Source organism: Pseudarthrobacter sp. MDT1-56, assembly GCF_059383555.1.
The window spans coordinates 30,856-52,982 of sequence record NZ_JBWZCK010000001.1 but is presented as its reverse complement, the minus strand read 5'-3'; the positions used below and the strand labels follow the sequence as shown (position 1 = coordinate 52,982).

25 protein-coding genes are annotated in these 22,127 nt (G+C 68.0%); 9 read left to right on the top strand and 16 right to left on the bottom strand.

Annotated features, from left to right (window positions below; all coding sequences use genetic code 11):
• Positions 1-4 precede the first annotated feature (4 nt).
• The 3 genes from AC50YC_RS00265 to AC50YC_RS00255 form a co-directional block, all read right to left on the bottom strand.
• Positions 5-1,564, bottom strand: a complete 1,560-nt coding sequence (locus AC50YC_RS00265; protein ID WP_494951654.1) for a GH1 family beta-glucosidase — start codon at positions 1,562-1,564, stop codon at positions 5-7.
• Between the two features lie 122 nt (positions 1,565-1,686).
• Positions 1,687-2,076: a hypothetical protein gene (locus tag AC50YC_RS00260; protein ID WP_494951653.1), complete on the bottom strand. Its 390-nt coding sequence runs from the start codon at positions 2,074-2,076 to the stop codon at positions 1,687-1,689.
• 255 nt (positions 2,077-2,331) lie between these two features.
• Positions 2,332-2,757, bottom strand: coding sequence for an Hsp20/alpha crystallin family protein (locus AC50YC_RS00255; protein WP_494952156.1), 426 nt, complete (start codon positions 2,755-2,757; stop codon positions 2,332-2,334).
• A gap of 166 nt (positions 2,758-2,923) precedes the next feature.
• Between AC50YC_RS00255 and AC50YC_RS00250 the strand changes: the two genes are divergently transcribed.
• Positions 2,924-3,217: a MerR family transcriptional regulator gene (locus AC50YC_RS00250; protein ID WP_479824022.1), complete on the top strand. Its 294-nt coding sequence runs from the start codon at positions 2,924-2,926 to the stop codon at positions 3,215-3,217.
• Here AC50YC_RS00250 and AC50YC_RS00245 read toward each other — a convergent pair.
• The gene (locus AC50YC_RS00245; RefSeq protein WP_494951652.1) at positions 3,214-3,522 is read right to left on the bottom strand and encodes an MmcQ/YjbR family DNA-binding protein; all 309 of its coding nucleotides are present in this window, start codon (positions 3,520-3,522) and stop codon (positions 3,214-3,216) included. The genes AC50YC_RS00250 and AC50YC_RS00245 overlap by 4 nt on opposite strands.
• Before the next feature lie 54 nt (positions 3,523-3,576).
• Positions 3,577-4,359: a phosphatase PAP2 family protein gene (locus AC50YC_RS00240; RefSeq protein ID WP_494951651.1), complete on the bottom strand. Its 783-nt coding sequence runs from the start codon at positions 4,357-4,359 to the stop codon at positions 3,577-3,579.
• 121 nt (positions 4,360-4,480) lie between these two features.
• Between AC50YC_RS00240 and AC50YC_RS00235 the strand changes: the two genes are divergently transcribed.
• A complete protein-coding gene (locus AC50YC_RS00235; RefSeq protein WP_494951650.1) occupies positions 4,481-5,587 on the top strand; it encodes a DNA alkylation repair protein in 1,107 nt (368 codons plus the stop codon).
• A 93-nt stretch (positions 5,588-5,680) separates the two neighbouring features.
• Positions 5,681-5,890, top strand: a complete 210-nt coding sequence (locus AC50YC_RS00230; protein WP_494951649.1) for a hypothetical protein — start codon at positions 5,681-5,683, stop codon at positions 5,888-5,890.
• 155 nt (positions 5,891-6,045) lie between these two features.
• Here AC50YC_RS00230 and manD read toward each other — a convergent pair whose 3' ends face one another.
• The 7 genes from manD to AC50YC_RS00195 all read right to left on the bottom strand — a co-directional run bounded on the left by manD (position 6,046) and on the right by AC50YC_RS00195 (position 13,494).
• On the bottom strand, positions 6,046-7,275 hold the full coding sequence (gene manD, locus AC50YC_RS00225) for a D-mannonate dehydratase ManD (protein ID WP_494951648.1): 1,230 nt from the start codon (positions 7,273-7,275) through the stop codon (positions 6,046-6,048).
• Positions 7,276-7,352: 77 nt separating this feature from the next.
• A complete protein-coding gene (locus tag AC50YC_RS00220) occupies positions 7,353-8,393 on the bottom strand; it encodes a sugar kinase (protein ID WP_494951647.1) in 1,041 nt (346 codons plus the stop codon).
• A complete protein-coding gene (locus tag AC50YC_RS00215; protein ID WP_494951646.1) occupies positions 8,390-9,088 on the bottom strand; it encodes a bifunctional 4-hydroxy-2-oxoglutarate aldolase/2-dehydro-3-deoxy-phosphogluconate aldolase in 699 nt (232 codons plus the stop codon). The genes AC50YC_RS00220 and AC50YC_RS00215 overlap by 4 nt, the downstream gene beginning before the upstream one ends.
• Positions 9,082-10,230, bottom strand: coding sequence for a galactonate dehydratase (gene dgoD, locus AC50YC_RS00210; RefSeq protein ID WP_494951645.1), 1,149 nt, complete (start codon positions 10,228-10,230; stop codon positions 9,082-9,084). Before dgoD ends, AC50YC_RS00215 begins: the two co-directional genes overlap by 7 nt.
• 7 nt (positions 10,231-10,237) lie before the next feature.
• The gene (locus tag AC50YC_RS00205) at positions 10,238-11,122 is read right to left on the bottom strand and encodes a carbohydrate ABC transporter permease (protein ID WP_494951644.1); all 885 of its coding nucleotides are present in this window, start codon (positions 11,120-11,122) and stop codon (positions 10,238-10,240) included.
• Positions 11,119-12,087, bottom strand: coding sequence for a carbohydrate ABC transporter permease (locus AC50YC_RS00200; RefSeq protein WP_494951643.1), 969 nt, complete (start codon positions 12,085-12,087; stop codon positions 11,119-11,121). The genes AC50YC_RS00205 and AC50YC_RS00200 overlap by 4 nt, the downstream gene beginning before the upstream one ends.
• 111 nt (positions 12,088-12,198) lie before the next feature.
• Entirely contained in the window at positions 12,199-13,494 is a 1,296-nt protein-coding gene (locus tag AC50YC_RS00195) for an ABC transporter substrate-binding protein (protein WP_494951642.1), read from the bottom strand.
• Positions 13,495-13,635: 141 nt separating this feature from the next.
• On the opposite strand from AC50YC_RS00195, the gene AC50YC_RS00190 reads away from it, so the two are divergent.
• Positions 13,636-14,484: a FadR/GntR family transcriptional regulator gene (locus tag AC50YC_RS00190; protein ID WP_494951641.1), complete on the top strand. Its 849-nt coding sequence runs from the start codon at positions 13,636-13,638 to the stop codon at positions 14,482-14,484.
• A 31-nt stretch (positions 14,485-14,515) separates the two neighbouring features.
• Here AC50YC_RS00190 and AC50YC_RS00185 read toward each other — a convergent pair whose 3' ends face one another.
• The gene (locus AC50YC_RS00185; RefSeq protein ID WP_494951640.1) at positions 14,516-15,547 is read right to left on the bottom strand and encodes an aldo/keto reductase; all 1,032 of its coding nucleotides are present in this window, start codon (positions 15,545-15,547) and stop codon (positions 14,516-14,518) included.
• An 11-nt stretch (positions 15,548-15,558) separates the two neighbouring features.
• Positions 15,559-16,431 (bottom strand): NAD-dependent epimerase/dehydratase family protein, encoded by an 873-nt coding sequence (locus AC50YC_RS00180; RefSeq protein WP_494951639.1) that lies wholly within the window; start codon positions 16,429-16,431, stop codon positions 15,559-15,561.
• Between the two features lie 191 nt (positions 16,432-16,622).
• On the opposite strand from AC50YC_RS00180, the gene AC50YC_RS00175 reads away from it, so the two are divergent.
• The 5 genes from AC50YC_RS00175 (at position 16,623) to AC50YC_RS00155 (ending at position 19,946) form a co-directional block, all read left to right on the top strand.
• Complete coding sequence (locus AC50YC_RS00175) at positions 16,623-17,087, top strand: universal stress protein (RefSeq protein WP_494951638.1); 465 nt, start codon at positions 16,623-16,625, stop codon at positions 17,085-17,087.
• Positions 17,084-17,959 carry a hypothetical protein gene (locus AC50YC_RS00170; RefSeq protein ID WP_494951637.1) on the top strand — a complete coding sequence of 292 codons (876 nt, stop codon included), beginning with the start codon at positions 17,084-17,086 and terminating at the stop codon, positions 17,957-17,959. The genes AC50YC_RS00175 and AC50YC_RS00170 overlap by 4 nt, the downstream gene beginning before the upstream one ends.
• A gap of 5 nt (positions 17,960-17,964) precedes the next feature.
• Entirely contained in the window at positions 17,965-18,402 is a 438-nt protein-coding gene (locus AC50YC_RS00165; RefSeq protein WP_494951636.1) for a hypothetical protein, read from the top strand.
• The gene (locus AC50YC_RS00160) at positions 18,399-19,088 is read left to right on the top strand and encodes an SRPBCC family protein (protein WP_494951635.1); all 690 of its coding nucleotides are present in this window, start codon (positions 18,399-18,401) and stop codon (positions 19,086-19,088) included. The genes AC50YC_RS00165 and AC50YC_RS00160 overlap by 4 nt, the downstream gene beginning before the upstream one ends.
• A gap of 114 nt (positions 19,089-19,202) precedes the next feature.
• Positions 19,203-19,946: a hypothetical protein gene (locus AC50YC_RS00155; RefSeq protein ID WP_494951634.1), complete on the top strand. Its 744-nt coding sequence runs from the start codon at positions 19,203-19,205 to the stop codon at positions 19,944-19,946.
• A gap of 4 nt (positions 19,947-19,950) precedes the next feature.
• Here AC50YC_RS00155 and AC50YC_RS00150 read toward each other — a convergent pair whose 3' ends face one another.
• Positions 19,951-20,364: a DUF302 domain-containing protein gene (locus AC50YC_RS00150; protein ID WP_494951633.1), complete on the bottom strand. Its 414-nt coding sequence runs from the start codon at positions 20,362-20,364 to the stop codon at positions 19,951-19,953.
• The gene (locus tag AC50YC_RS00145; RefSeq protein WP_494951632.1) at positions 20,361-21,716 is read right to left on the bottom strand and encodes a phosphoribosyltransferase family protein; all 1,356 of its coding nucleotides are present in this window, start codon (positions 21,714-21,716) and stop codon (positions 20,361-20,363) included. The genes AC50YC_RS00150 and AC50YC_RS00145 overlap by 4 nt, the downstream gene beginning before the upstream one ends.
• Between the last annotated feature and the right edge of the window lie 411 nt (positions 21,717-22,127).

The window sequence follows — 22,127 nt, the reverse complement described above, 5'->3', positions numbered from 1 at the left end:
ATTGCTAGGCTGCCGGCTGGGGGTTGGCGGCGACGGACGCTACCGGCACGGCGACGGACGCTACCGGCACGGCGACGGACGCTACCGGCGCGGCGCCGGCGTCGGGGGTCTCCAGGATGGCGTCCCGGTGCCGGGCGGCGAGGACTTCCTGCAGCCAGTAGAACGAGGCCTTCCTGGTGCGCTCCTGGGTCTCGCGGTCCACGTGCAGCAGCCCGAATTGCTGCTTGTAGCCGCCCGACCATTCGAAGTTGTCCATCAGCGACCACACGTAGTAGCCGCGCAGCTCGACCGACTCTGCCGCGCCCCCGGGTGAGGTCGCTTCGATGGCGGTGGCAATATGGTCCGCCAGGTAGCGCACGCGGCGTTCGTCCGGGATGATCAGCCCGCCTTCCGGGTCCCGGATCTCAAGGTCTTCGAAGCTGGCCCCGCCCTCGGTGATGTAGACCGGTGGAAGGTCCGGGTAGCGCTCAGCCATTTCCGCGAGCGCAACCGCCATGTACTCCGGTTTGATGGGCCACCCATACGCGGTGATCTCGGTGTCCGGGAACGACTCGATGTGGAACGGGGACCCGGGTGCGGTGCCGCTCAGGTCATCGCCCATGGCCTCGGCCATCCCCTTGGGCACCGCGCCCTCGCCAGGGCCGGACGCCACGCGCGTTGGCATGTAGTAATTGAGCCCGTAGAAGTCCAGCGGCTGCGAGATCAGCTTCATGTCCTCGCTGGACGGGCTGAAGGACGAGAAGAGGGTGGCGGCCCGGATGGTGTCGGGGTACTTGCCGAGCAGTACTGGGTCCGCGTAGAGCCGGTTCTGGGCCATGTCCATAAGACCGGCGCTGAGCTTGTCCAGGGGGTTGATCGAGGCCGGAACCATCGGCGAGTAGACGTTCGTGATCCCGATTTCGCCCGGTACGTTGGCGGCCCGGAGGGCCTGCATGGACAGCCCATGGCCCAGCAGCTGGTGGTGGACGCTCGGCAGGGCCTTCAGCATGAGTGCTTCGCCCGGCGCGTGCATCCCCAGCATGTAGCCGTTGGTGCTGACCGTGGCGGGTTCGTTGACCGTCACCCAGCGGGTCACCCGGTCTCCATACGCGGCCGCGGCGATTGCGGCGAACTCCCCTAGCCGGTAGGCCGTGTCCCGGTTCATCCAGCCGCCGGCCTCATCCAGCTCCAGCGGCGTGTCCCAGTGATACAGCGTGGCCATCGGTGCGATCCCGTTGGCCAGCAGCAGGTCGATCAGCCGGTCATAGAAGTCGAGGCCCGCGGGATTGACCGGCCCGCTACCGCCGGGCTGGATGCGTGACCAGGACAGGGAAAACCGGTAGGAGTCGACCCCGAGTTCTTTCATCAGGGCCACGTCTTCGGGCATCCGGTGGTAATGATCGCACGCAATCGCGGGGCTATGGTCCCCCACGATCGCCCCGGGCCTGGCGGCGAAGTGGTCCCAGCCCGAGGGACCGCGGCCGTCCTCATCGAGGGCGCCTTCGATCTGGAAGGCCGCGGTCGCCACGCCCAGGGTGAAGCGCGGCGGCAGCAGGGCGGCCAGGTCCTTGGCGGATGCTTTCATCAGAGGAGTCCCCTATGTAGTTTCAGGCAGTTGACTGATTTTAGGCCGCGGCGCATCCCCGCGCCACGACCCGCGCCAGCGCGCCGGATCGGCCCCGGGCCCGGAAGGGCTCCCGCAGAACCTCAGTAGGCCGCGGCTTCCGGACCGAACAGGAATTCCTTGGCGTGGGCCACGGCCTTTTTGAACGCGTCATTCCGCAGCGCCTGGAGCTGTTCGGTCTCATCCACGGAGGGCTCCAGATAACTCGTGTACCCGGGCCGCAGCACCCAGATATCACCGGTCGGCGGCAGGTAAAAGACGCCGAAGGACCGGTGCTGGCTGTCGTCAGCGGTCCAGATGGGGACCACCGCAACCGCGGCGCCGGTGTCGATGTTGATCCACTGGGCCCGCGGAAGCGGCGCTTCGTGGGCTTCCGGATCAAGGAACGGGGCTGTGCCTGTGCCCCACCGGGCCTCGAAACGCTCGTGGAAGACCGGCATCAGGTGCGAATCGTAGCGGCGCCATGCGCTCATGGCTGCCCTCCCTCTCTTGTGCTTCTTGTCTGGGTGACGGCGGCCGGGTCACAGCGGACCTCGCTCCCACCGCACCGGGGTAACCCGCAGGGCCGGGCCCTCCTGCCGGTGGTGCCGCACCGGAATCTCCCGGCCCCCGGCGGCCGTCGCATCCGGTGTCACGTGCAACGCAGCGTAGTAGCCGCGGGGGTGGCGATTCATCGATTCACCGCCCTCTGGACGGACCGGGCGGGGACCAGACGGCGCCGGCCGCAGCTACTTCCCGATCTCCTGCATCTGGTCCTGCGTGTGCGTGATTTCAATCTTCCGCGGCTTGGCCCGTTCCAGCATCGGAATGCGGAGCGTCAGGACGCCGTCGGAGTATTGTGCCCTGACCTTCTCGGTGTCCAGCGTGTCACCGAGGATGAGCTGGCGGCTGAAGACGCCGCGCGGCCGCTCCGAGGCGATCAACTCCACGTTGGGCTGGGTCGGATCACGCCGTTCGGCGCGGACGGTGAGGACGTTGCGCTCAATATCGAGGTCCACCGAGTCAACGTTGACTCCGGGCAGATCGAACGCGACGACGAACTCGCCGTCTTCCTGCCATGCGTCCATCGGCATGGCGGCCGGCCGTGCCGCCATTCCGAAGACCTGCTGCGTCAGCCGGTCCAATTCACGGAACGGGTCCGTACGCATCAACATCATTTCCCACTCCTTCATGCGAGAGCTCTGTCTTTTCCCTGTATCCAACCAGCCGGATTATCTGTGTTGGTGGATATAGATTTTTTATAGCACCGGTGCGACACTGATGCAAGAGGAAAAAGTGGCGGCACGCCGGAACCGGCGCCTGGAACTGCAAAGGAGCACCGTGACGGAACGTGGTCAGGAGCTGGGCGTCTACGCGATCTCCGTGGTGGCCCAGCTGGTCGGGACCGGGCAGCAGAACATCAGGCTCTACGAGCGGAAGGGCCTGCTGACACCGGACCGCACCGCCGGAGGAACGCGGCAGTACAGCAACGCGGATTTGGCGGTGCTCCGGCGGATCAGCGAACTGCTGGAGGAGGGGCTCAACTTGGCCGGCGTGGCCAAGGTGCTGGAGCTGGAGGCCGTCAATGCCCGGCTCCAGGGCGAGCTGAACCGCCTCCGCTCACGCCGGAGCTAGGACCTCCGACCCCCGGCTAGGCGGTGGGACTCCTCAAGGAGTTCGGCCAGTTCCTCTCTGCCGATCCGGTCCAGCCGCACCAGCACGAGAAGCGGTGAACGCTCGTGGTGCGGGGTCCAGAAAAAGGTGTCCGGGTCCGTTCCGGCGAGCCCTTCGCGTTCCTCGGTCTTGACCGTGAGCACGCCCTCTTCCCAGATCCGGGCCATCAATGTGGCCGCGAACCAGGCGGGTTGGCCCCAGCTGGGCCGTTCAACCACGCCCGGCAGGGCCAGGGCGGCGCGGCGGACATCCTCTTCGGTGGCCATGGCCCCACTGTCGCATCCACGCCGGGGCGGGACAAGAGGGCTGCAGGCGGGGCACTACGTCTGGCTGGTGTCGGCCTTGGAGAGCGTTCCGGTGATCTGCTCGCCGCGGATGCGGGCGGTCCGCCAGGTGTCCAGCGCGATCACGCCGCCGAGGATCACGAACGAGATGGACAGCGAGGCCATCGCGTCGGTCAGCCAGTGATAGCCCAGGTAGAGCCGGCTGACCGCGGCGAAGAAGATCCCGACCCCGGCCAGCAGGAAGCCAGCGACGGCGGCCATGCGGTTGTGCCGACGGGAGAAGACCAGGAAGGCGCTGACCAGCAGGAAGTCGCAGGCGCCCAGGACGTGGCCGGACGGGAAGGAGAAGGTGAAGTCGGCGCCGAAGAGCATAAGATCCACGGGCGGGCGCTGGCGCCCGATCGTGCGCCCGATGATCTGGGCAAGGATCACGCCGGTGACCATGGCGCCGGCCAGGAGCATCGGCCGCCAGGCGTGCTTGGCCAGCAGTCCCCAAGCCACCGTCACCACCAGGATGATGATCGGCAGGGCGACGGGGCCGAAAACGATCGCAAGGATAATCATGATCGTCGTGAGCGGTTCGGAGCGGAGGGTCAGGAGCCAGGAGCGGACCGGTTCGTCGCCTGCCGCGAGGCCGCCCTGCTGGAGGACACTGGCAAGGATCGAGACGAACAGCACGGTGCCCAGAATCATGAGGCCGACGGCGATCCGGTACAGGTTCCTCCGGTCCCGCTCGCTCATGTAGCGTTCCTCCACAACGAACTTGTCGTGGAAGACCTGCCACCGTCCGGGCGATTTCCCGGTAGTTTCCTCTGCCATTCCCGTCTCCGCCTCTACGCCGCGTATGGACATTTCCTTCGTGAAGAATATCCCGGTTCCGGCGCCGCTGGGGCTGGGACGCCAGGGCGGCCCCGCCGCGCGCCCCCGGTAGCCTGAAGCAATGGGCGTTATGAATGAACTGATCAACCCGGGTGTCGTCCGTTCGCTGGAGCGGATCCTCGCCGCAGCGTCGCCGGGGCGCAGCTTCCCCCGACTCGCCGCAGCGGCCGGGCACCTCGACGAACTGAGCCTGCGGGAACGCACGGACCTCCTGAGCCGCGCCCTGCTGGCTGATCTGCCGGCGGACTACGCCGGTGCCGCAGTCATCTTCCGCCGTGCGCTGGAAGATCCGGATTTCACCGGCTGGATGATCTGGCCCGTGACCGAGACAGCGGCCACCCTCGCTTTGGCCGGCCCGACACCCGGCGACTTTGAGGACTGCCTGGCGCTACTCGCTGAGCTGACGCCGCGGCTCACCGCGGAATTCGCGATCCGGCGGCTTCTCGCTGCCGATCTGGACCGGGCACTGGCCGTCATTCAGGGCTGGACCTCCCATCCGGACTGGCAGGTCCGCCGGCTCGCCAGCGAGGGCACCCGGGCCTACCTGCCGTGGGCGATCCGCATCCCGGAGATCACGGACCGGCCCGCCGCCACCCTGCCGATCCTCGATGCCCTGTACCGGGACCCAGTTGAGGATGTCCGGCGCTCGGTGGCCAATCACCTCAACGATCTGGCCCGCCATGCCCCTGACGAGGTGGTGGCCACGGCGGCCAGGTGGCTGGCCGCCCCGGACGCGAACACGCCCAGGGTGGTCCGGCACGGGCTGAGGACCCTGCTTAAGAAGGCCCACCCGGGCGCGCTGAAGCTGCTGGGGTTCCCGCCGGTGTCGCTCGCCGTGACGCCGCCGCGGCTGGACCGCACCGTCGTCGAACTTCCCGGAGAGCTGGCCTTCGATTTCGAGGTGTCCAATATCGGGCCGGCGGAGGCCCGGCTCGCCGTCGACTACGTGGTGCACTACGCCAAGGCGAACGGCACCCTCGCGGAGAAGGTATTTATGCTCGGAACGTCCGTCCTCGGGCCGGGCGAGTCCAGGAAATTTTCGAAGCGCCATGCCTTCCGCCAAATGACCACGCGGCGCCATCATGCGGGCGCGCATCTACTGGAACTGCAGGTCAACGGCGTGCGGTACGCGCCGACCGAATTTTTGGTCCGGACCTGGAACATTTAGGGTCACTGCGGTGATTTGACGGGCGGATAAATATGACGTTATTGTCGCTTCAATCATTGGGGCCGACGAGTAATACCCAAGAAGGACAGAGCGATGACCACAGCAACCGAGTGTATTGAGATCCAGGTCGACAGCCGTCAGGTCCTTGACGAACGGCTCGAGGACGCCGTCCGTGGACTCCAGCAGATTGCCATGGAAACCGGTACGCAGGGCATCCTGCTCACCCGGCACAAGGCTGGCCACTACACGGCGGCGCTGTCCGACCAGGTCCCCTTCGGCATGACCCGGGAAATCATTCACTGACCCGGGCAAAGCCCTAAGCGCCTGCCATAGGCGCCTGCCTCAGCGCAAAAAAGCCAGGTCCCGGGCGGCGGAGCATCGACTCCCGCCCGGGACCTTCTTTGTGCCGGGCCCTGTGGGGCAGGAACTGTCAGGATGGAACGGTCAGGCAGGAGCGGTCACCAGTCGTGGACCGTTCCATCGACGAGGCGGTTGTAGGGCAGGTAGGCCTGCTGGTACGGGTAGGTGGCGGCGGCTTCCTCGTTGAATTCGACGCCGATGCCGGGTTTGTCGCCCGGGTGCAGGTAGCCGTCCACGAACGTCATGGACTGCTCGAACACCGTGTTGGTCGCATCGGAGTGCGGCATGTATTCCTGGATCCCGTAGTTGTGGATCGCCAGGCCCACGTGCAGTTGCGCGGCGAACCCGACCGGGGAGATGTCCGTGGGGCCGTGGAAACCGGACTTGATCTGGTACTGCGCGGCGAAATCCATCACCTTCTTCAGCGGTGAGATCCCGCCGAAGTGCGTCGAGGCGGCCCGGACGTAGTCGATCAGCTGCTCCTTGATGATGCTCTGGAAGTCGTAGACGGTGTTGAAGATCTCCCCGATGGCCAGCGGGGTGGTGGTGTGCTGCCGGACCAGGCGCAGCGCCTCCTGGTTTTCGGCCGGGGTGCAGTCCTCCAGCCAGAACAGGTCATACGGCTCCAGCGCCTTGCCTAGCTTCGCGGCCTGGATCGGGGTCATCCGGTGGTGGCCGTCGTGCAGCAGCGGCAGTTCCGGGCCGAACTCGTTCCGGACCGCCTCGAACACGCCCGGCAGGTGCCGAAGGTACGCGCGGGTGTCCCAGTCCTCCTCCACCGGGAACACCCCCCGGCCGGCCGGCTCGTAGTCATACCGCTCCCCCGAGGCCTGCGCCTGCGCCGCGACGCCGTACACGGCCTTGATCCCGGGAACCGCGGTCTGGATCCGCACCGACTTGTAGCCAAGTTCCAGGTGCTCCCGGACCGAGTCGAACAGGGACGGGATGTCCGCGCCCGAGGCGTGCCCGTAGGCGCGCAGCCCGTTCCGCGACGCCCCGCCCAGCAGCTGGTAGACCGGCATCCCGGCCATCTTGCCCTTGATGTCCCACAGCGCCATGTCCACCGCGGCGATCGCGGCCATCGTCACCGGACCCCGCCGCCAGTACGAGGACCGGTACAGGAACTGCCAGGTGTCCTCGATCCGGTGCGGATCCTTCCCGATCAGCAGCTGAGCGACGTGCTCCTTGAGGTACGCGGCGACCGCGAGCTCACGCCCGTTCAGGGTCGCATCCCCGATCCCGGTCACACCATCCTCGGTGGTAATCCGGAGAGTCACGAAGTTACGGGACGGACTGGTCACGAAGACTTCCGCGGCAATGATTTTCACTTTTTGGTCCAGGCTTTCCGTGTAGGTCGTAATTCGGTCGAGGCGGTCGGTGGCGGTGGAGGCGGCCGGACGGGGCCTCAGCGTTGGGTGGTTCCGCTGGGCGTGGTCCCGAGGAGGGCGAGCTCGCCCCGGCGGGGCAGGCCTTCCCAATCACCGGCGGTACTGACGGCGAAGGCTCCTGCGAGGGCGCCACGCCGCAGGCGGCCGGCCACGTCCTCGCCGTCGAGCAGGGCGGAGAGGTAGCCGGCGGTAAAGGCATCGCCGGCGCCCACGGTGTCGATGCTGGTGACGGGCACGGCGGGGGTCTCCCACCGGCCGGAGGCGGTGTGGACCCCGGCGCCGGCCGCGCCGCGCTTGACCACGACTTCCCGTACCCCGCGGTCCAGGAGTTCGGCGGCCATGGCCGTTTCGGCGTCGCCGCCCGGACCGGCGCCGGTTTCGGAACCGGCGGTGCCGCCGGTGCAGCCGGTGCCGCCAGCCCCGCCGGAGGCGACCAGGCAGAGTTCGTCGTCGGAGGCAATCAGGATGCTGGCGTGCCGGGCCAGCGGGGTGAGGACGGCACGCGCCTCATCCCGGGACCAGAGCTTGCCGCGGTAGTTGACGTCGAGGGAGACGTCCAGGCCTTCGCCGGCAGCGCGGGCGGCCGCATACTCGACGGCCCGCCGCGCCTCCTGGCTCAGGGCTGCGGTGATTCCGGTGAGGTGCAGGACCCGGGCGCCGCTCCGGAAGGCCGCGTCGACGTCGTCCCGGCTGAGCGTGGATCCGGCGGAACCGGCGCGGTAATAGAAGGCGCGGGTGACGTCGGCGGTGCGCTGCTCGAGGAACATCACGCCGGTGCTCCGGCCGACATCCTCGCGGTGGTGCACCGCGATGCCCTCGCCGCGCAACTGCCGCAGGATGAACTCACCATGCGGGTCGGCGCCCACGACCCCGGCCCAGCCCACCCGGTGGCCAAGCCGTGCGACGCCGACGGCCACGTTCGACTCCGCCCCGGCCACATGCATGCCCAGCAAGCCGCCGGCGGACAACGGCCCGGCGGAGCGCAGTGAGACCATCGACTCCCCGAAGGTCAGAAGCTCAGGAATCCCCGGGACGGGAAGCACAGGTCCGGCGATCACCGCAGGCTCACCGCGGCGAGCCGGCGATCGAATTCGGCGGCGAGCGCCACGAACCCCCGGGCGCGCTCCCGCACCGGAGCCAGGTCACCGCCCGAGCCGGCGTCCCCGAAGAGCGGTCCGCCCAGGCCGACGGCGACGGCCCCGGCCTGCCAGTAGCCCGACGCCTCGTCGAGCCCCACGCCGCCGACGGCGATGAAGGGGATCCCGGGGAACGGGTCGCGCAGCGCCTTGAGGTAGCCGGGTCCGCCGATGGACGCGGGAAACAGCTTGACCGCGGTGGCGCCGCGGGTCATCGCCTCGTAGGCCTCGGTGGGAGTCAGCGCCCCGGCCAGCACCGGAATTCCGCGGGCTGCGGCGGCCTCGATCGACTCGGCCAGCGCCGGGGTGACGATGAACTGGCCGCCGGCCTCAGCCACGTGCTCGACGTCCTGCGCGGTCAGCACGGTTCCGGCCCCGACGAAACAGCCGGCCGGGGCGGACGCGCGGACCTCCCGGATCGCCGCGAGGGCGTCCGGTGTGGTCAGCGCGATTTCGACGTAACGGAAGCCCTCCTCCATAGCCGCGAGGGCCGCCTTCGCAGCGGCGCCGCCGTCGGTGCCGCGCACAATGGCGACCAGCCGGGTCTGCCGGATTCCTGCCAGCAGGGCCTCCGGCGTCAGGTCTGTGGTCAGCTCGTCGGTCATATCATTCACCATTCTGCGAAGGCTCCGTCCGGGTGCCGCCAGACGGGCCCGCGCCAGGCGTGGCCGCGCTTGTCCGCGGCGCGGACCACGGCCTCGTCGATTTCGATGCCAAGACCCGGGCCGGTCAGGCGTTCGATGTGGCCGTCCACGAATTTCAGCGGGGACTTGTCCACCACGTAATCCAGGACTTCGGCGCCCTGGTTGTAGTGGATGCCGATGCTTTGCTCCTGGATCAGGAAGTTGGGTGTAGCGAAGCCCACCTGCAGGCAGGCGGCCAGCGCCAGCGGACCCAGCGGGCAGTGCGGGGCCAGCTGGACCTCGTAGATTTCGGCGAGCGAGGCGATCTTGCGGACCTCGGTGATGCCGCCGGCGTGCGAGAGGTCCGGCTGGGCCACCGCGATGCCGGCCTGCAGCGCGGGCAGGAATTCCTGCCGGCTGTAGAGCCGCTCACCGGTGGAGACCGGCGTCGTGGTGGAGGAGGTGAATTCACGCAGCAGGTGCGTGTTCTCCGGAACAATCGGCTCTTCGAGGAAGAAGGGCCGGTAGGGTTCCAGCAGCGGCGCAACCCGCCGGGCGTTCGCCAGGCTGAAGCGGCCGTGGAAGTCGACCGCGACGTCCCGGTGGTCCCCGAGGACCTCGCGGGCGGCGGCGACACGGCGGACGACGCCGTCGAGCTCCGCCACGGAGGCGATGGGGCTCATCCGGCCGCTGGCGTTCATCTTGACGGCCGTGAGCCCGACCTCCAGCTGCGCGCTGATCTGGTCGGCGACCTCGTTGGGCTCGTCCCCGCCCACCCAGCCGTACATCCGGATCCGGTCCCGGACGTGGCCGCCCAGGAGCTGGTGCACGGGGGTGTTGAAATGTTTGCCGGCGATGTCCCACAGGGCCTGGTCCAGCCCGGACACGGCGCTGGCCAGGATCGGGCCGCCGCGGTAGAAGGAGCCCTTGGTCATTACCTGCCAGTGGTCCTCGATCCGCAGCGCGTCGTTGCCGATGAGCAGTTCGGAGAGCTGGTCGACGGCGGTGCGGACCGTTTCGCTGCGGCCCTCGCAGCTAGCCTCGCCCCAGCCGACGATACCGCTGTCGGTCTCGATCCGGACGAAGAGCCAGCGCGGGGCGACGAGGAAGGTTTCAATCCTGCTGATCAGTGTCATCGGTGGCCTAGCCTTTGGTCGCGCCGGCGGTCATCCCGGAGACGATGTACTTCTGCGTGAAGAGCGCAATGATCATAATCGGGATGGTGACCACCGTGGCGGCGGCCATCAGTCCGCCCCAGTCGATGCTGGCGTAGGAGACGAAGTCGAAGATCGCGACCGGGAGGGTCTTGGTCTTGGAGCCGGAGAGCACCAGGGCGAACATGAAGTTGTTCCACGAGAAGATGAAGGACAGGATGCCGGCGGTGGCCATGCCGGCCACCGAGAGCGGCAGGGTGATGCGGCGGAAGGCGCCGATCGGGGTGAGCCCGTCCACCTGCGCGGATTCCTCCAGCTCCAGCGGCAGCGAGTCGAAGTAGCTCATCATGATGTAGACGATCAGCGGCAGCGAGACGAACATGTGGCTGAGGATCAGCACCTCGAAGCCGCCCACCATCTTCAGGTTGGAGAAGACGTAGTACCAGGGCACCAGCAGGGAGACACCGGGGATGACGCGCGCCATGAGGACCACGAGGGCCGAGCGGTGCATGGTGAAGCGGCTCATCGCGTAGGCCGCCGGAACGCCGAGGACCAGCGACAGTGCCGTGGAGACGAAGGCGACCCAGAAGCTGTTGAAGATGAAGACAAAGTAGTTGTTGCGCTGCAGCACGTTCGCGTAGTTCTCGCCCGTGGGGGTGAAGAAGAACGACTTGCCGGTGTCGTAGATGTCCACGTTCGTCTTGAAGGATGCCAGCAGCATCCAGAACAGCGGGGCCACCAGGAAGATCACGACGGCGATGAGCGCGGTGACGCGGAAAGCCTTGTAGGCGCGGGTGCCCAGGGGCTTGCGGCGGCGGGGGTCCCGCGCGGGCCGGCCGGTGCCGGCGGTTTGGGGTTCGGTCAATACGGTCATTTGCTTACCGCTTTCTTGCGCATGGTCAGCAGCCACATGGAGCCGATGATGATCATGAAGAACAGGATCAGCACCGCGGAGGACAGCCCGTACTGGTTGTAGTCGAAGCTCAGGCCGTAGGCGTAGACGTTGAGGGTCTCCACTTCGTGGAAGGATCCGCCGCCCTTGCCCTTGGTGGCGTAAAGGATGTCGAAGGTCTTGAGGGCATCGATGCCGCGCAGCAGGATGGCCACGATCACGGTCGGCATCATGAGGGGCAGCGTGATGAGGAAGAAGCGCTGGAAGGCATTGGCGCCGTCCATCCGGGCCGCCTCGTCGGGCTCCTCGGACAGCGACGTCAGGCCGGCAAGCAGGATCAGCACCACCATCGGGGTCCACTGCCACACGTCCATGAAGATCGTGGTGCCCAGCGCAGTGTCCTGGCCGGAGAGCCACGGCTGCGGCGGGATCCCGACCATGCCAAGCAGCTGGTTGACGAAGCCGATGTTCGGGTCGAAGATCAGCCGCCACATCATGCCGACGGCCACGGGGGTGGCGACGAGCGGCAGGAGGATGGCCACGCGGACCCACTTTTCGCCGCGGAACGGGCGCCACAGCAGCAGCGCGATGCACATGCCCAGCACCACCTCGCAGACCAGTGCGACGCCGGTGAAGGTCAGCGTGCGTCCGACGGCGGGCCAGAAGCGTTCCCCGTCGGACAGGACCGTCAGGTAGTTTTCCAGGCCGACGAACTCGGACGCGGCCCGGACGGAGCCCTGCGAATCGGTCAGGCTCAGGTATACGGTCCAGGCGAGCGGGAAGACGATCAGCACGCCGACGAAGATCATCGCGGGGGCGGCGAACAGCCACTTGCGGTGCCGGTTGGCCCAGGCGGAGAAGTTCTCACGGGCGCCGGGGGCGCGGCCGGTGTTGCGGCCGGACGGCGGCCCGGACTGCGCGCTGCGGGGAGGGGTCAATACAGACATGGTTCACCTAAGGAGTCGGGGGTGAAGTGAAGAGCTGGCCGGGCGGGGCGACGGCTGGGCCGCCGCCCCACCGGGCGGTTGCGGACGCTGGCGCATGGTGCGCCGGGCGCGCTACTTCTTTTCGCTGTCCAGGAACTTCTGGAAGGCCTCGTGGGCCGTGTCGGCGGCGGCGGAAGCGTCTTCGCCGGTGATGGTCGCGACGATCGGGCCACCGACAATTTCGCGGGCCTTGCCGACCGTGACAACCTCGGGACGGTCGTGGCCGACGCCGTTCTTGGCGCTGGCGGCGATGGCCTCGGCCAGGTCCTTCGGGTAGGTGGAGGTGCCGGCCGGGTCAGACCAGACGGAAGCACGGGGTCCGGGGACACCGGCCTTCTGGGCTTCCAGGGTGCGCTCCTTGCTGGTGGCCCACTGGATGAACTTCCAGGCGTTGTCCTGGTTGCCCGAGGCTTCGTTGACGGCCAGGCCCCACGACGGGATGTTGTACGGCTTGGAACCGGCCGGGCCGGCGGGCAGTGCGGCGAAGCCGACCGTGTCGGCGACCTTGGACTTGGCCGGGTCGGTGGCGTTCTTGTAGAGCGAGTCGGCTTCGGTGTAGAAGGCGGCCTTGCCCTGAGTGAAGATTGCCATCGCCTCGGGCCAGCTCATGTCGGTGCTGACGTTCGCCGGGCCGTAGTTCCGGATCAGGCCGCCGTAGTAGGCGTAGGCCTCCTTGGCGGCGTCGGAGTTGACGGCGGACTTGCCGCTGGCATCCGTGAAATCGCCGCCGAAGCTGAACAGGAAGCTGGAGAACTGGGTGACCGCGGCGGACTTGCCGGTGCGGGCCACGAAGCCGGCGGTGTCCGGCGAGGACTCCTTGATGGCCTTTGCTGCCGCTTCGAGCTCTTCCATGGTCTTGGGAACCTCAAGGCCGGCGGCCTGCAGCAGGTCCTTGCGGTAGTAGAGCACTTCGCGTTCGGTGATGATCGGGACGCCGACCACCTTGCCGTCAGCCGTGGTGGCCTTGACCGGGCCCTCCTGGTAGTCCTTCCAGTCCCAGCCGGAGTCCGAGGACACCTTGGACGTCAGGTCGGCGAGGTAGCCGTTCTTGGCGAACGCCTTGCCCTCCTGCAGGGGGCGGTACATCATGACGTCGATCTCGTCGCTGCCGGCATTGAGCTTGACGTTGTACTGGTCCGAGAGCTGGTCTTCGCCGAGCTGGGTCAGTTCGACCTTGAGGCCGCTGGACTTCTCGAATTCCGGAATGGCGGCCTTGATGCCTTCGGTCCAGACGTGGTTTGCGAGGGTGACCCGGACGGTGCCTGCTTCTTTGGCATCGCTGCTGCCGCTGGCGCCGCCGCAGGCGGTGAGGCCCATCGACAGGACCGCAGCGACTGCCGCGTACTGCATGATCGAACGTCGCTTCATTACGACTCCCTTGGTTCTTTAAGGGCTGGGCGCACTGTCCAGCCGGCTGCAAATGCATCTTTACATCTGCTCTGGAAGCGATCATAGATAAATAAAGCAGACTTAAACAACCCCTTGCGCATCACCCGTATGATTTATTTTATGAAAACCCCTAAGGCGGAGTCCGCGGCTGACCTGCATTCCGTGCTGGTCCAAAACCTGGGACTCTCCATTGCCGAGGGGACCCTGGCACCGCACTCGATCCTGCGCCTGGACGAACTCGAGGCGCAGCACGGAGTGTCCCGTTCCGTGGTCCGGGAAGCCACCCGGGTTCTCTCCTCCAAGGGCATGCTGGAATCACGACGCCGGCTGGGCACGGTAGTGCAGCCGGAGGAGTCCTGGAACGCCTACGACCCGGAGGTGATCCGCTGGCGGCTCGCCTCCTCCAAACGGCTGGAGCAGCTGCAGGCACTCAACGAACTCCGCGGCGCGATCGAACCGCAGGCCGCCCGCCTCGCCGCCGAGCGCGCCTCCTGGGACGCCGGCAGCGAACTTGTCGCCCAGGCCGCGCGGCTCTGGGCGGCGGGCCAGCGCGGGGAGAATGACGAATTCCTCCGGCTGGACATCCAGTTCCACGCCGCAGTGCTCAAGGCCTCCGGGAATCCCATGTTTGCCCAGCTGCACAACCTCGTCACCGAGGTCCTGACCGGGCGCACCGAGCACGGCCTGATGCCACACCTGCCGGACCATGAGGCACTCCAGCTGCACGTGGATGTGGCCAGCGCCATCCAGCGCGGCGAGGCATACGCCGCCCACGCCGCGATGAGCCGGATTGTGGAACAGTCCACCGAGGAAATGGGCGACATCTGGTCCCGCCACCAGCGGCCCGCCGCCCCCGCACCTGCGCCTGCGCCTGCGCCGGAGCTTTCATCCGCCCCCGAGACACAGCCTGCGCCCGCCCCCGAGACTCAACGCGGCGTCATTTCGAGCCCCTCCCCGGCGGTGGGATAGGCGAAGTGACTGTGGCGATTGCGGTGCGTTGTCAGCGTCCGCCGGTGATCTTCCGGCTCCGTTGCTCCTGGGCCAGCGGCCCGTACGGGTAGACGCCGACGTGCGGCCGGCTAACCTCGCTCAGCCGCATCAGCTCCCCCTCGGTCAACAGGAGGTCCGCGGCCGCGAGGTTGTCGGCGAGCTGTTCCGTGCTGCGGGCACCCAGGATCACCGAGGTCACGGCCGGCTGTTCCGCCAGCCAGGCCAGGGATACCTGGGCGCCGCTTGCCTCGTGCCGCCCTGCGATGTCATGCACCGCCTCCACGATCTCCCAGGTGCGCGTGTCCGCGTTTCTGGCCTTCCACGCCTCCATCCCGCGCTCCGGGTTTTCGCCCAGCCTGGTCGCACCGGCGGGCGGCTGGTCCCGCTTGTATTTCCCGGAGAGCCAGCCCCCGCCCAGCGGCGACCAGGGCAGCAGCCCGATCCCGGCGTCGAGCGAGGCCGGAACAATCTCCGACTCGATCTCGCGGACCAGCAGGCTGTACTGCGGCTGCAGCGTCACGGGTCCGCTCCAGCCGTGGGCACGGGCCACGTGGACGGCCTTGGTCAGCTGCCAGCCCAGGAAATTCGAGAAGCCGTAGTAGGCGATTTTCCCGCTGCAGACGGCGTCGTGCAGGAACCGCAGGGATTCCTCCAGCGGCGTGATCGGATCCCAGGCATGCAGCTGGTACAGGTCGATCTGCTCCACGCCGAGGCGGCGCAGCGAGTCATCCAGCGCGCGGTTCAGGTGCCGGCGGGAGGTGCCGACGTCGTTCGGAGCCTTGCCGGTCGGGAAGCGGCCCTTGGTCGCGAGCACCACGCGGTCCCGGGCCTCCGGGCGCGCGGCGAGCCAGCGGCCAATGATCTCCTCCGAGACCCCCGCGGCGTAGACGTCGGCGGTGTCGATGAAGTTGCCGCCCGCCGCGAGGTAGTCATCCAGGATCGCGTGGGATTGTTCCTCGCTGGCTTCGGCGCCGAAGGTCATGGTGCCCAGCGCGAAGGTGGAGACGACGGCGCCGCTGGTGCCAAGGGTGCGGTACTGCATGGGGCTCCTCGTCAGTCTTCCGTGGGAGTGGTGCGCAGCGGGTGGTAGTTCCGCCAGCTGTGCTCGGGCGCATAGCCCAGCAGCCGTTTGGCCTTGTCGATCGAGAGCAGGGTCTCGTGCTCTCCGAGTTCCTTGGCCACCGGCACACCGGGGAACACCTCGGCGGCGAGGCTGGCGCTGGAGCGGCTCATCACCGTGTCCGCGTTGGCGATGATGAACGCCTCGAACCCCGGGGTGCCGTGTTCAAGGGCGCGGGCCACGGCCTGCGCGCCGTCCCGGCCGTCGATGTAGCCCCAGAGGTTCCACTTGCGCAGCCTGGCATCGGCATCGAAGCCGGGGAACTCCTCATAGTCCTCCGGGTCCATCACGTTCGAGAAGCGCAGCCCGGTGATGCTCAGGTCCGGATCCCAGCGGGTGAGCTGGATCGCCATCTGTTCCTCGAGGTGCTTCACCAGGGAGTAGGTGCTTTCCGGCCGGGCCGGGTACTCCTCGTCCACTGGGATGTAGGGCGGGTCGACGTCGAACGGCAGTCCCAGCACCGTCTCGCTGGAGGCGTAGACAATCTTCTTGATCCCGGCGCGGCGGGCCGCCTGGAACACGTTGTAAGTGGCCTGCATGTTGTTCTCGAAGGTTGCGGCGTCCGGGGCGTGGCCAGGCGCCGGGATCGCGGCAAGGTGCACCACCGCGTCGAACCCCGTGTGCCGGTCCTCAAGGCCCAGGAGCACGTCCACCACCTGGCCGTAGTCGCGCAGGTCCACCTCGGTAAACCCGTGCCCGCGCGTGCCGGTGCGGTCCAGGTTGGTGACCTCGTGCCCGTCCTCGCTCAGCCGCCGGACGACGCTCCGGCCCAGCTTTCCGCTTCCTCCGGTAACAGCAACTCTCATCAGTACTCCTCGCATCGTGGGGCGTGTGGGGCTTGTTCCACCCTAGAGGGGGCCGGGGACGGTGCACACCCCCTGGCCGGCCCGCCCGCGAAATCGGAGCCCCCAGGTCATGGTTCCATTTCGGCGGCGAGCGACTCCGCGCGTGACTTTTGGCCCTAGGCGCGGCCGGGCGGACCGGTCAGGCTGGGGCCATGAACCTTGATCAGCGGATAGTCGTGGGCGTGGACGGTTCGGATTTCTCGACGAAGGCACTCCGGCTCGCCGGGCGCATGGCCCGCAGCCTGGACGCGCCGCTGGAAGTCCTCACCTGTCTGGGCACCTCGGACCTCTTCCTGGCTTCGCACCTGCCCGAAGAGAGCACCCCCACCACCACCCAGCTCGAAGAGACGGCCAAACGGCTCGTCGACGAATCTTTGGAGCGTGCCTTCGGCGGCGACGTCCCGGCGGGCCTGACCCGGACCGTGAAGTTCGGCCCGCCGGCCAAGATTCTGGTCGAGGCTAGCCGGGACTCCCAGCTCCTGGTAGTGGGCCGCCGCGGCCGCGGCGGCTTCCTGGCGCAGATCATGGGATCGGTCAGCGGTGCCTGCGCGGCCCACGCCCACTGCCCGGTGCTGGTGGTCGGCGCCGACGAGGACAAACACCAGGCAAGGGAATGAACCGCAGCCGGTGGCCGGTGCTGGCCCTCTGGATCCTCACCGGTGCGCTGACCCTCCCCGCCGCGGTGACTGGGCTGCTGTTCCCGGAGATCTACCGGGGCGTCGTGGCACCGGAACTCCTGCCCGGCGCGGTGTCCCAAGACCTGATGTCCGCCGTAGCCGGCGCTGCCCTGCCGGTCCTGGCCTTCGCCGGGCGGCGGGGGCAACCCAAAGTGCAGCTCGTGGCGCTGGGAATCCTGGGCTACCTATTTTACGCCTACGGCATCTATTCCATCGAGCGGACATACAACGGCTTCTACCTCGTCTACCTGGCCGTCTTTGCCCTGTCCTTTTGGGGGATGGTCTACACGGCACTCGAACTCCGGGCGGACGGGCCGAGGCGGGCGCGGCTGGCTAAGGGCATCAGGGTGCTGTCCGCCTCCGGTGCGCTCCTGCAGCCGCTCATCTTCTATCCGCTGTGGATAGCCATGCTGCTGCCGCTGATGCGGACCGGCGATCAGATCGATTCGCTTTACTCCGTCTTCGTCCTTGACCTGTGCTTCATCATGCCTGCCTTCCTCATCCTCGCCGTCCTGACGTTCCGCGGCCGCTGGCCCGGGCTGGTGTTCATGCCCGCCCTGTACCTGCTCGGCTTCACGCTGATCTTCTCCCTGGCTCTGGGGGAGCTGTTCAAGCCGATGTTCAACGTCCCTGTGTCCGCGTTGTCCCTGTGGTCCTCGGTACTGCTCTCTGCCTTCTTCCTGGTGCTGGGCGGGCTGCACTTCTGGAAGCTGGACTTGAATCCCGGCGGTGGCGCGGCGCTGCGCCACCGGACTCCCCTGGCCCGGACCGCGGATGCCGGCGCCGGCCCCGGCGTAGGCCCCGGAAAGTAGGAGCCATGGCACAGCTGCAGGCTGCGGAGCAGACCCGGCCCGCGGAGCGCACCGGACGGCCGGGAAGAGTCGTGGGCTGCTTCTTCCTTTTCACCGGCGGGATCCACCTCGGAATCGTGGCCGCGGACCCGGAATTCTACCGGCATTTCGCTGACGGGGCGCTGCTGCCCTTCATCACCTCCGCCTGGCAAAGCGTCTTCATGGCCAATCCCTCCACCTGGGGCCTGGTCCTGTCCCTGGGTGAGGTTGCCCTCGGCCTCCTGCTGCTCCGGGGCGGCTCGTGGGCCACCGTGGGCTGGGCCGGCGTGATCGCCTTCCATCTGGGGCTCATGCTGTTCGGCTGGGGTTTCTGGCTGTGGAGTGTCCCGGCGCTGGCGTTCCTGATCCCGTCCGCCGTCGCACATTGGCGCCGCCAGCAACCATACGATGGACGCCGCAAATGATGAGCCGGTCCCGTGCCTCCCGCCGGCTCCGAGGACCGCTGGCTGCCCTCGCAGCCGCCGCCGTCGCCGCCGGCTACGTTCTCGCGGTGCGGCCGCGGCTGCTGCACTGGGGAGCGACCGCCCAGGAAACCGCTGCGCCGCTGCCGGGCGACGAACTCGTGCGGACGCCACGGATGCAGAGCACACGGGCGGTCACCATCAAAACGCCGGCCGCGAGCGTCTGGCCCTGGCTGGTCCAGCTGGGGGCCGGACGCGGCGGCATGTACAGCTACGACCTGCTGGAGAACGCCGCGGGCCTCGGCATGCACAGCGCAGACCGGATCCTTCCCGAGTACCAGCAGCTCGACGTCGGCGACGTTCTTCCGTTGGGCCCGGACGTGGGGATTCCGGTCCGGCGCGTGGAGGCCGGATCAGTGCTGGGTCTCGGCGGCACGATGGATCCGCGCACCGGTAGGATCAGGCCGTCCGGCGGCGCTGCCGCGGGGCCGCGGGTGGAGCTCGGCTGGACGTTTGTGCTGCAGCCTGTCACTGAACGCAGCACGAGGCTGCTGTCCCGGGCGCGCTACGACTACTCCCCGCTGCCCGTGGGGCTGGTCCTCCGGCCGGTGCTGGAACCCCTGCAGTTCATCATGGAACGGCGCATGCTCCTGGGCATCAAGTCCCGGGCAGAAGGCCGCGGCCGCTAACCGGGCGGCCGGCGGCCTCCATGACCTTGTGCCCTAGGCCGGCTGCCCGCGCACGAATAGCCTGAAGGTTCAGGGGCGGTGTGCGGCCGCCCGCCGCGTTCCGGGAGGCAACTGGTGAAATCGGCAAATACCAGCATCATCGCCGGCATTGCATTGATGGCGGCCGGCGTCCTGTTGCTGCTGGACCTGTTTGGAATCCTCGATAGCGCGGCCCTCGTGTGGCCGCTGATTTTCGCTGCAGCCGGGACCGCTTTCGTGGTGCTGTTCTTCCGCAGCCGCGAGAACTGGTGGGCTGCCATTCCCGGCTCGGTGTTCCTGGGCCTGGCGGCGGTCATCCTGATCACCCAGCTCTGGCCGGGCCCGGCGGCGTTCTGGGCCGGCGCCTTCCTGTTCCTGTTCATGGGCGCCGGCTTCGGCGCGGTGTATGTGCGCGAACGCTCCAACTGGTGGGCGCTGATCCCCTGCGGGGTGATGCTGACGCTGGCCCTTGTGGTGGCCCTCCCGCAGGCCTGGGAGGGCATGGCCGTTGCCGCCGTACTGTTCCTGGGTCTGGCTGCCACTTTCGCGGCGCTTTCGCTCGTTCCGGTCCGGCCCGAGCACCTCCCGGAACATCGCCCCGGCAAGCCGGCCGGCGGCCCCGCCCAGCTAGGGGCCGCTGAACCGGCCAGGATGAAGTGGCCGCTGATTCCAGCCGCGGTCCTCGCCGTGATGGGGCTGATCTTCGCCCTGCAGGCCACGGCGCTGCTCACCGCCAGCGAGTTCTTTGTCCCGGTGCTCCTGCTGCTCGCCGGCGTGGCGCTGCTGGTGTACGCCTACCGCCACCGCGCCGACGGACACCACAAGGTGCACGGAGCCTGACGGTTCAGACGTCCCCGGACAGTTCGGCCATGGCCGCCCGCAAGCGGGTGCCGGCGTCGTCTGCGACCTCGCGGACCTCGGGAGCCCCGCTGAGCTGGACCATGGTTTGCGGGTCGATGGCATGGACCGTCGTCGCAGTGGCCCCCTTGCCGCGGCGCACCACCACATTGCAGGGCAGGAGCGCCCCCATCTCCGGCTCGGCGGCGAGCGCCCGGCTGGCGAGCATCGGATTGCAGGCACCGAGGATGACGTAGTCCCCCAGTGCTTCCGCGGCGTCCTCGCCGAGTTTGGCGGCGAAGGTGGCGCGCACATCGATTTCCGAGAGTATTCCGAAGCCCTGGGTGGCGAGCGCCGCACGCGTCTTTTCGACGGCGTCCTCCCAGCTCAGCGGGACGACGGCGGTATAGGTGTAACTCATGCTGTTGCTCCTGGAGTGGTCTTGGCCGGCAGAAGGTAGTCGACAAACCAGTCCCTGGCGAGGATGGCAGCCGCCGCCAGCGTACCCGGTTCTTCGAAGAGATGCGTGGCGCCCTGGACCACGGCCAACTGGTTGGGGCAGCGCATCATCGACTTCGCCATGCGGTTGAGCTCCAGCACCTCGTGGTCATAACTGCCCACTATGAGGAGGGTGGGCGCACGGACGGCGGATAGCCTGGGGCCGGCCAGGTCGGGGCGTCCGCCACGGGAGACGACGGCGTCGATCCTGGCGGTCGGTTCGGAGGCGGCCCAGAGCGCTGCTCCGGCACCGGTGCTGGCCCCGAAATAGCCGATCGAGCAGTCGGCCGTGTCCTGCCTGGTGGCCAGCGAGACGGTGGCAGCGGACAACCGGCGGGCCAGCAGTTCAATGTCGAAGACGTTCGCCCGGTTCCGCTCCTCCGCCGGGGTGAGCAGGTCCAGCAGCAGGGTGCCGAGGCCGGCCTGCTGGAGCATTCCGGCGACATAACGGTTCCGCGGGCTGTGCCGGCTGCTGCCACTCCCGTGCGCGAACAGCACCACGGCCCGCGCCGGAACCGGCAGGTGCAGCTGGCCCTGAAGCCGGACCCCGCGTGACGGGATCTCGACTTCCTCATCGAACTCCGAGTCCTGCACGCTGGCCGTGGCCGGCGTGCGGGACGCCGGCTGCGAGTTCTGCAGGCGCTTCGCCGCGGCGTCGAGCAGCTGCACCACCTCGTCGTCTTCGGTGGGCGAGAAGTCGCGGTAGTGGTAGCCGACCGCGGAGAACTGATGCGGGGTGGCGAGGCAGACCACCTCGTCGGGCTCGGTCAGGCTCCTGAGGGTGTCGGCGGGGGCGACCGGAACGGCCAGGATGACCCTCGCGGCTCCGAGCTTCCGGGCGATCAGGCACGCGACCCGGGCGGTGGATCCGGTGGCGATCCCGTCGTCGACGATGACGGCGATGCGCCCGGTGAGGTCCTGCCGGGTCCGGCCCTTCCGGAACCGGAGCACCCGGTTCTCCAGCACCGCGCGTTCGTGGTCTTCGACGGCCTTCAGCTCTGCATCACTGACCCGGGAATGGGCCAGCACGTGTTCTTCCAGCACGCGGGCGCCGCCCTCCCCGATCGCTCCCATGGCAAGCTCCGGCTGGTAGGGAAGGCCCAGTTTCCGCACCACGATCACGTCCAGCGGCGCGTCGAGGGCGGCGGCGACTTCGAAGGCAACGGGGACTCCGCCGCGGGGTAGGCCCAGAACCACGATGTCCTGACCCCGCAACTCCGCGAGCCGCCTTCCCAGTTGCCGTCCGGCGTCGACCCTGTCTTCGAAAATGCTCATCGGTATGGCTTCCAATCGGGATGTCGGCCCTGACCTCATCCAGGCGTGCGCTCCGCAGGCTGGGAAATTGACCAGTTGGCCGCTCCCTCCCACTATCTGTCAGGAGGCCCCTGGACGTGAGGGCCTTTGTGCCCGGATTGGCGGGCGCCCCCGCCCGGTCCCCCGCGGCGCACTGCGGAGCATATGAGCCGACCCGGAAACGGGCGCCGTGTCCCTCCCGGCAGGTGTCGCAGGGCTTGTTCGGGGCAGGTCAGATCCGGCCAAAAGGGCGTGAGGCTGCTGTATATAATTTCCCCGTACGGTTTTGCAGCGAGCCGTTGGATTGTTCTTCGATCCGGCCGTCCGCCGTCCGCCACTGTCGCCCTGACGCACGTGGGCCGCCCGTCCGGATCGTTTTGACCTGAGTGAAAC

What these genes read in the sequence shown, in the direction of transcription:
- AC50YC_RS00265 (WP_494951654.1), bottom strand. Translation starts at nt 1,564, where the DNA reads ATGAAAGCATCCGCCAAGGACCTGGCCGCCCTGCTGCCGCCGCGCTTC.
- AC50YC_RS00260 (WP_494951653.1), bottom strand. Translation starts at nt 2,076, where the DNA reads ATGAGCGCATGGCGCCGCTACGATTCGCACCTGATGCCGGTCTTCCAC.
- AC50YC_RS00255 (WP_494952156.1), bottom strand. Translation starts at nt 2,757, where the DNA reads ATGTTGATGCGTACGGACCCGTTCCGTGAATTGGACCGGCTGACGCAG.
- AC50YC_RS00245 (WP_494951652.1), bottom strand. Translation starts at nt 3,522, where the DNA reads ATGGCCACCGAAGAGGATGTCCGCCGCGCCGCCCTGGCCCTGCCGGGC.
- AC50YC_RS00240 (WP_494951651.1), bottom strand. Translation starts at nt 4,359, where the DNA reads ATGGCAGAGGAAACTACCGGGAAATCGCCCGGACGGTGGCAGGTCTTC.
- AC50YC_RS00235 (WP_494951650.1), top strand. Translation starts at nt 4,481, where the DNA reads ATGGGCGTTATGAATGAACTGATCAACCCGGGTGTCGTCCGTTCGCTG.
- AC50YC_RS00230 (WP_494951649.1), top strand. Translation starts at nt 5,681, where the DNA reads ATGACCACAGCAACCGAGTGTATTGAGATCCAGGTCGACAGCCGTCAG.
- AC50YC_RS00215 (WP_494951646.1), bottom strand. Translation starts at nt 9,088, where the DNA reads ATGGTGAATGATATGACCGACGAGCTGACCACAGACCTGACGCCGGAG.
- dgoD (WP_494951645.1), bottom strand. Translation starts at nt 10,230, where the DNA reads ATGACACTGATCAGCAGGATTGAAACCTTCCTCGTCGCCCCGCGCTGG.
- AC50YC_RS00205 (WP_494951644.1), bottom strand. Translation starts at nt 11,122, where the DNA reads ATGACCGTATTGACCGAACCCCAAACCGCCGGCACCGGCCGGCCCGCG.
- AC50YC_RS00200 (WP_494951643.1), bottom strand. Translation starts at nt 12,087, where the DNA reads ATGTCTGTATTGACCCCTCCCCGCAGCGCGCAGTCCGGGCCGCCGTCC.
- AC50YC_RS00195 (WP_494951642.1), bottom strand. Translation starts at nt 13,494, where the DNA reads ATGAAGCGACGTTCGATCATGCAGTACGCGGCAGTCGCTGCGGTCCTG.
- AC50YC_RS00190 (WP_494951641.1), top strand. Translation starts at nt 13,636, where the DNA reads ATGAAAACCCCTAAGGCGGAGTCCGCGGCTGACCTGCATTCCGTGCTG.
- AC50YC_RS00185 (WP_494951640.1), bottom strand. Translation starts at nt 15,547, where the DNA reads ATGCAGTACCGCACCCTTGGCACCAGCGGCGCCGTCGTCTCCACCTTC.
- AC50YC_RS00180 (WP_494951639.1), bottom strand. Translation starts at nt 16,431, where the DNA reads ATGAGAGTTGCTGTTACCGGAGGAAGCGGAAAGCTGGGCCGGAGCGTC.
- AC50YC_RS00175 (WP_494951638.1), top strand. Translation starts at nt 16,623, where the DNA reads ATGAACCTTGATCAGCGGATAGTCGTGGGCGTGGACGGTTCGGATTTC.
- AC50YC_RS00170 (WP_494951637.1), top strand. Translation starts at nt 17,084, where the DNA reads ATGAACCGCAGCCGGTGGCCGGTGCTGGCCCTCTGGATCCTCACCGGT.
- AC50YC_RS00165 (WP_494951636.1), top strand. Translation starts at nt 17,965, where the DNA reads ATGGCACAGCTGCAGGCTGCGGAGCAGACCCGGCCCGCGGAGCGCACC.
- AC50YC_RS00160 (WP_494951635.1), top strand. Translation starts at nt 18,399, where the DNA reads ATGATGAGCCGGTCCCGTGCCTCCCGCCGGCTCCGAGGACCGCTGGCT.
- AC50YC_RS00150 (WP_494951633.1), bottom strand. Translation starts at nt 20,364, where the DNA reads ATGAGTTACACCTATACCGCCGTCGTCCCGCTGAGCTGGGAGGACGCC.
- AC50YC_RS00145 (WP_494951632.1), bottom strand. Translation starts at nt 21,716, where the DNA reads ATGAGCATTTTCGAAGACAGGGTCGACGCCGGACGGCAACTGGGAAGG.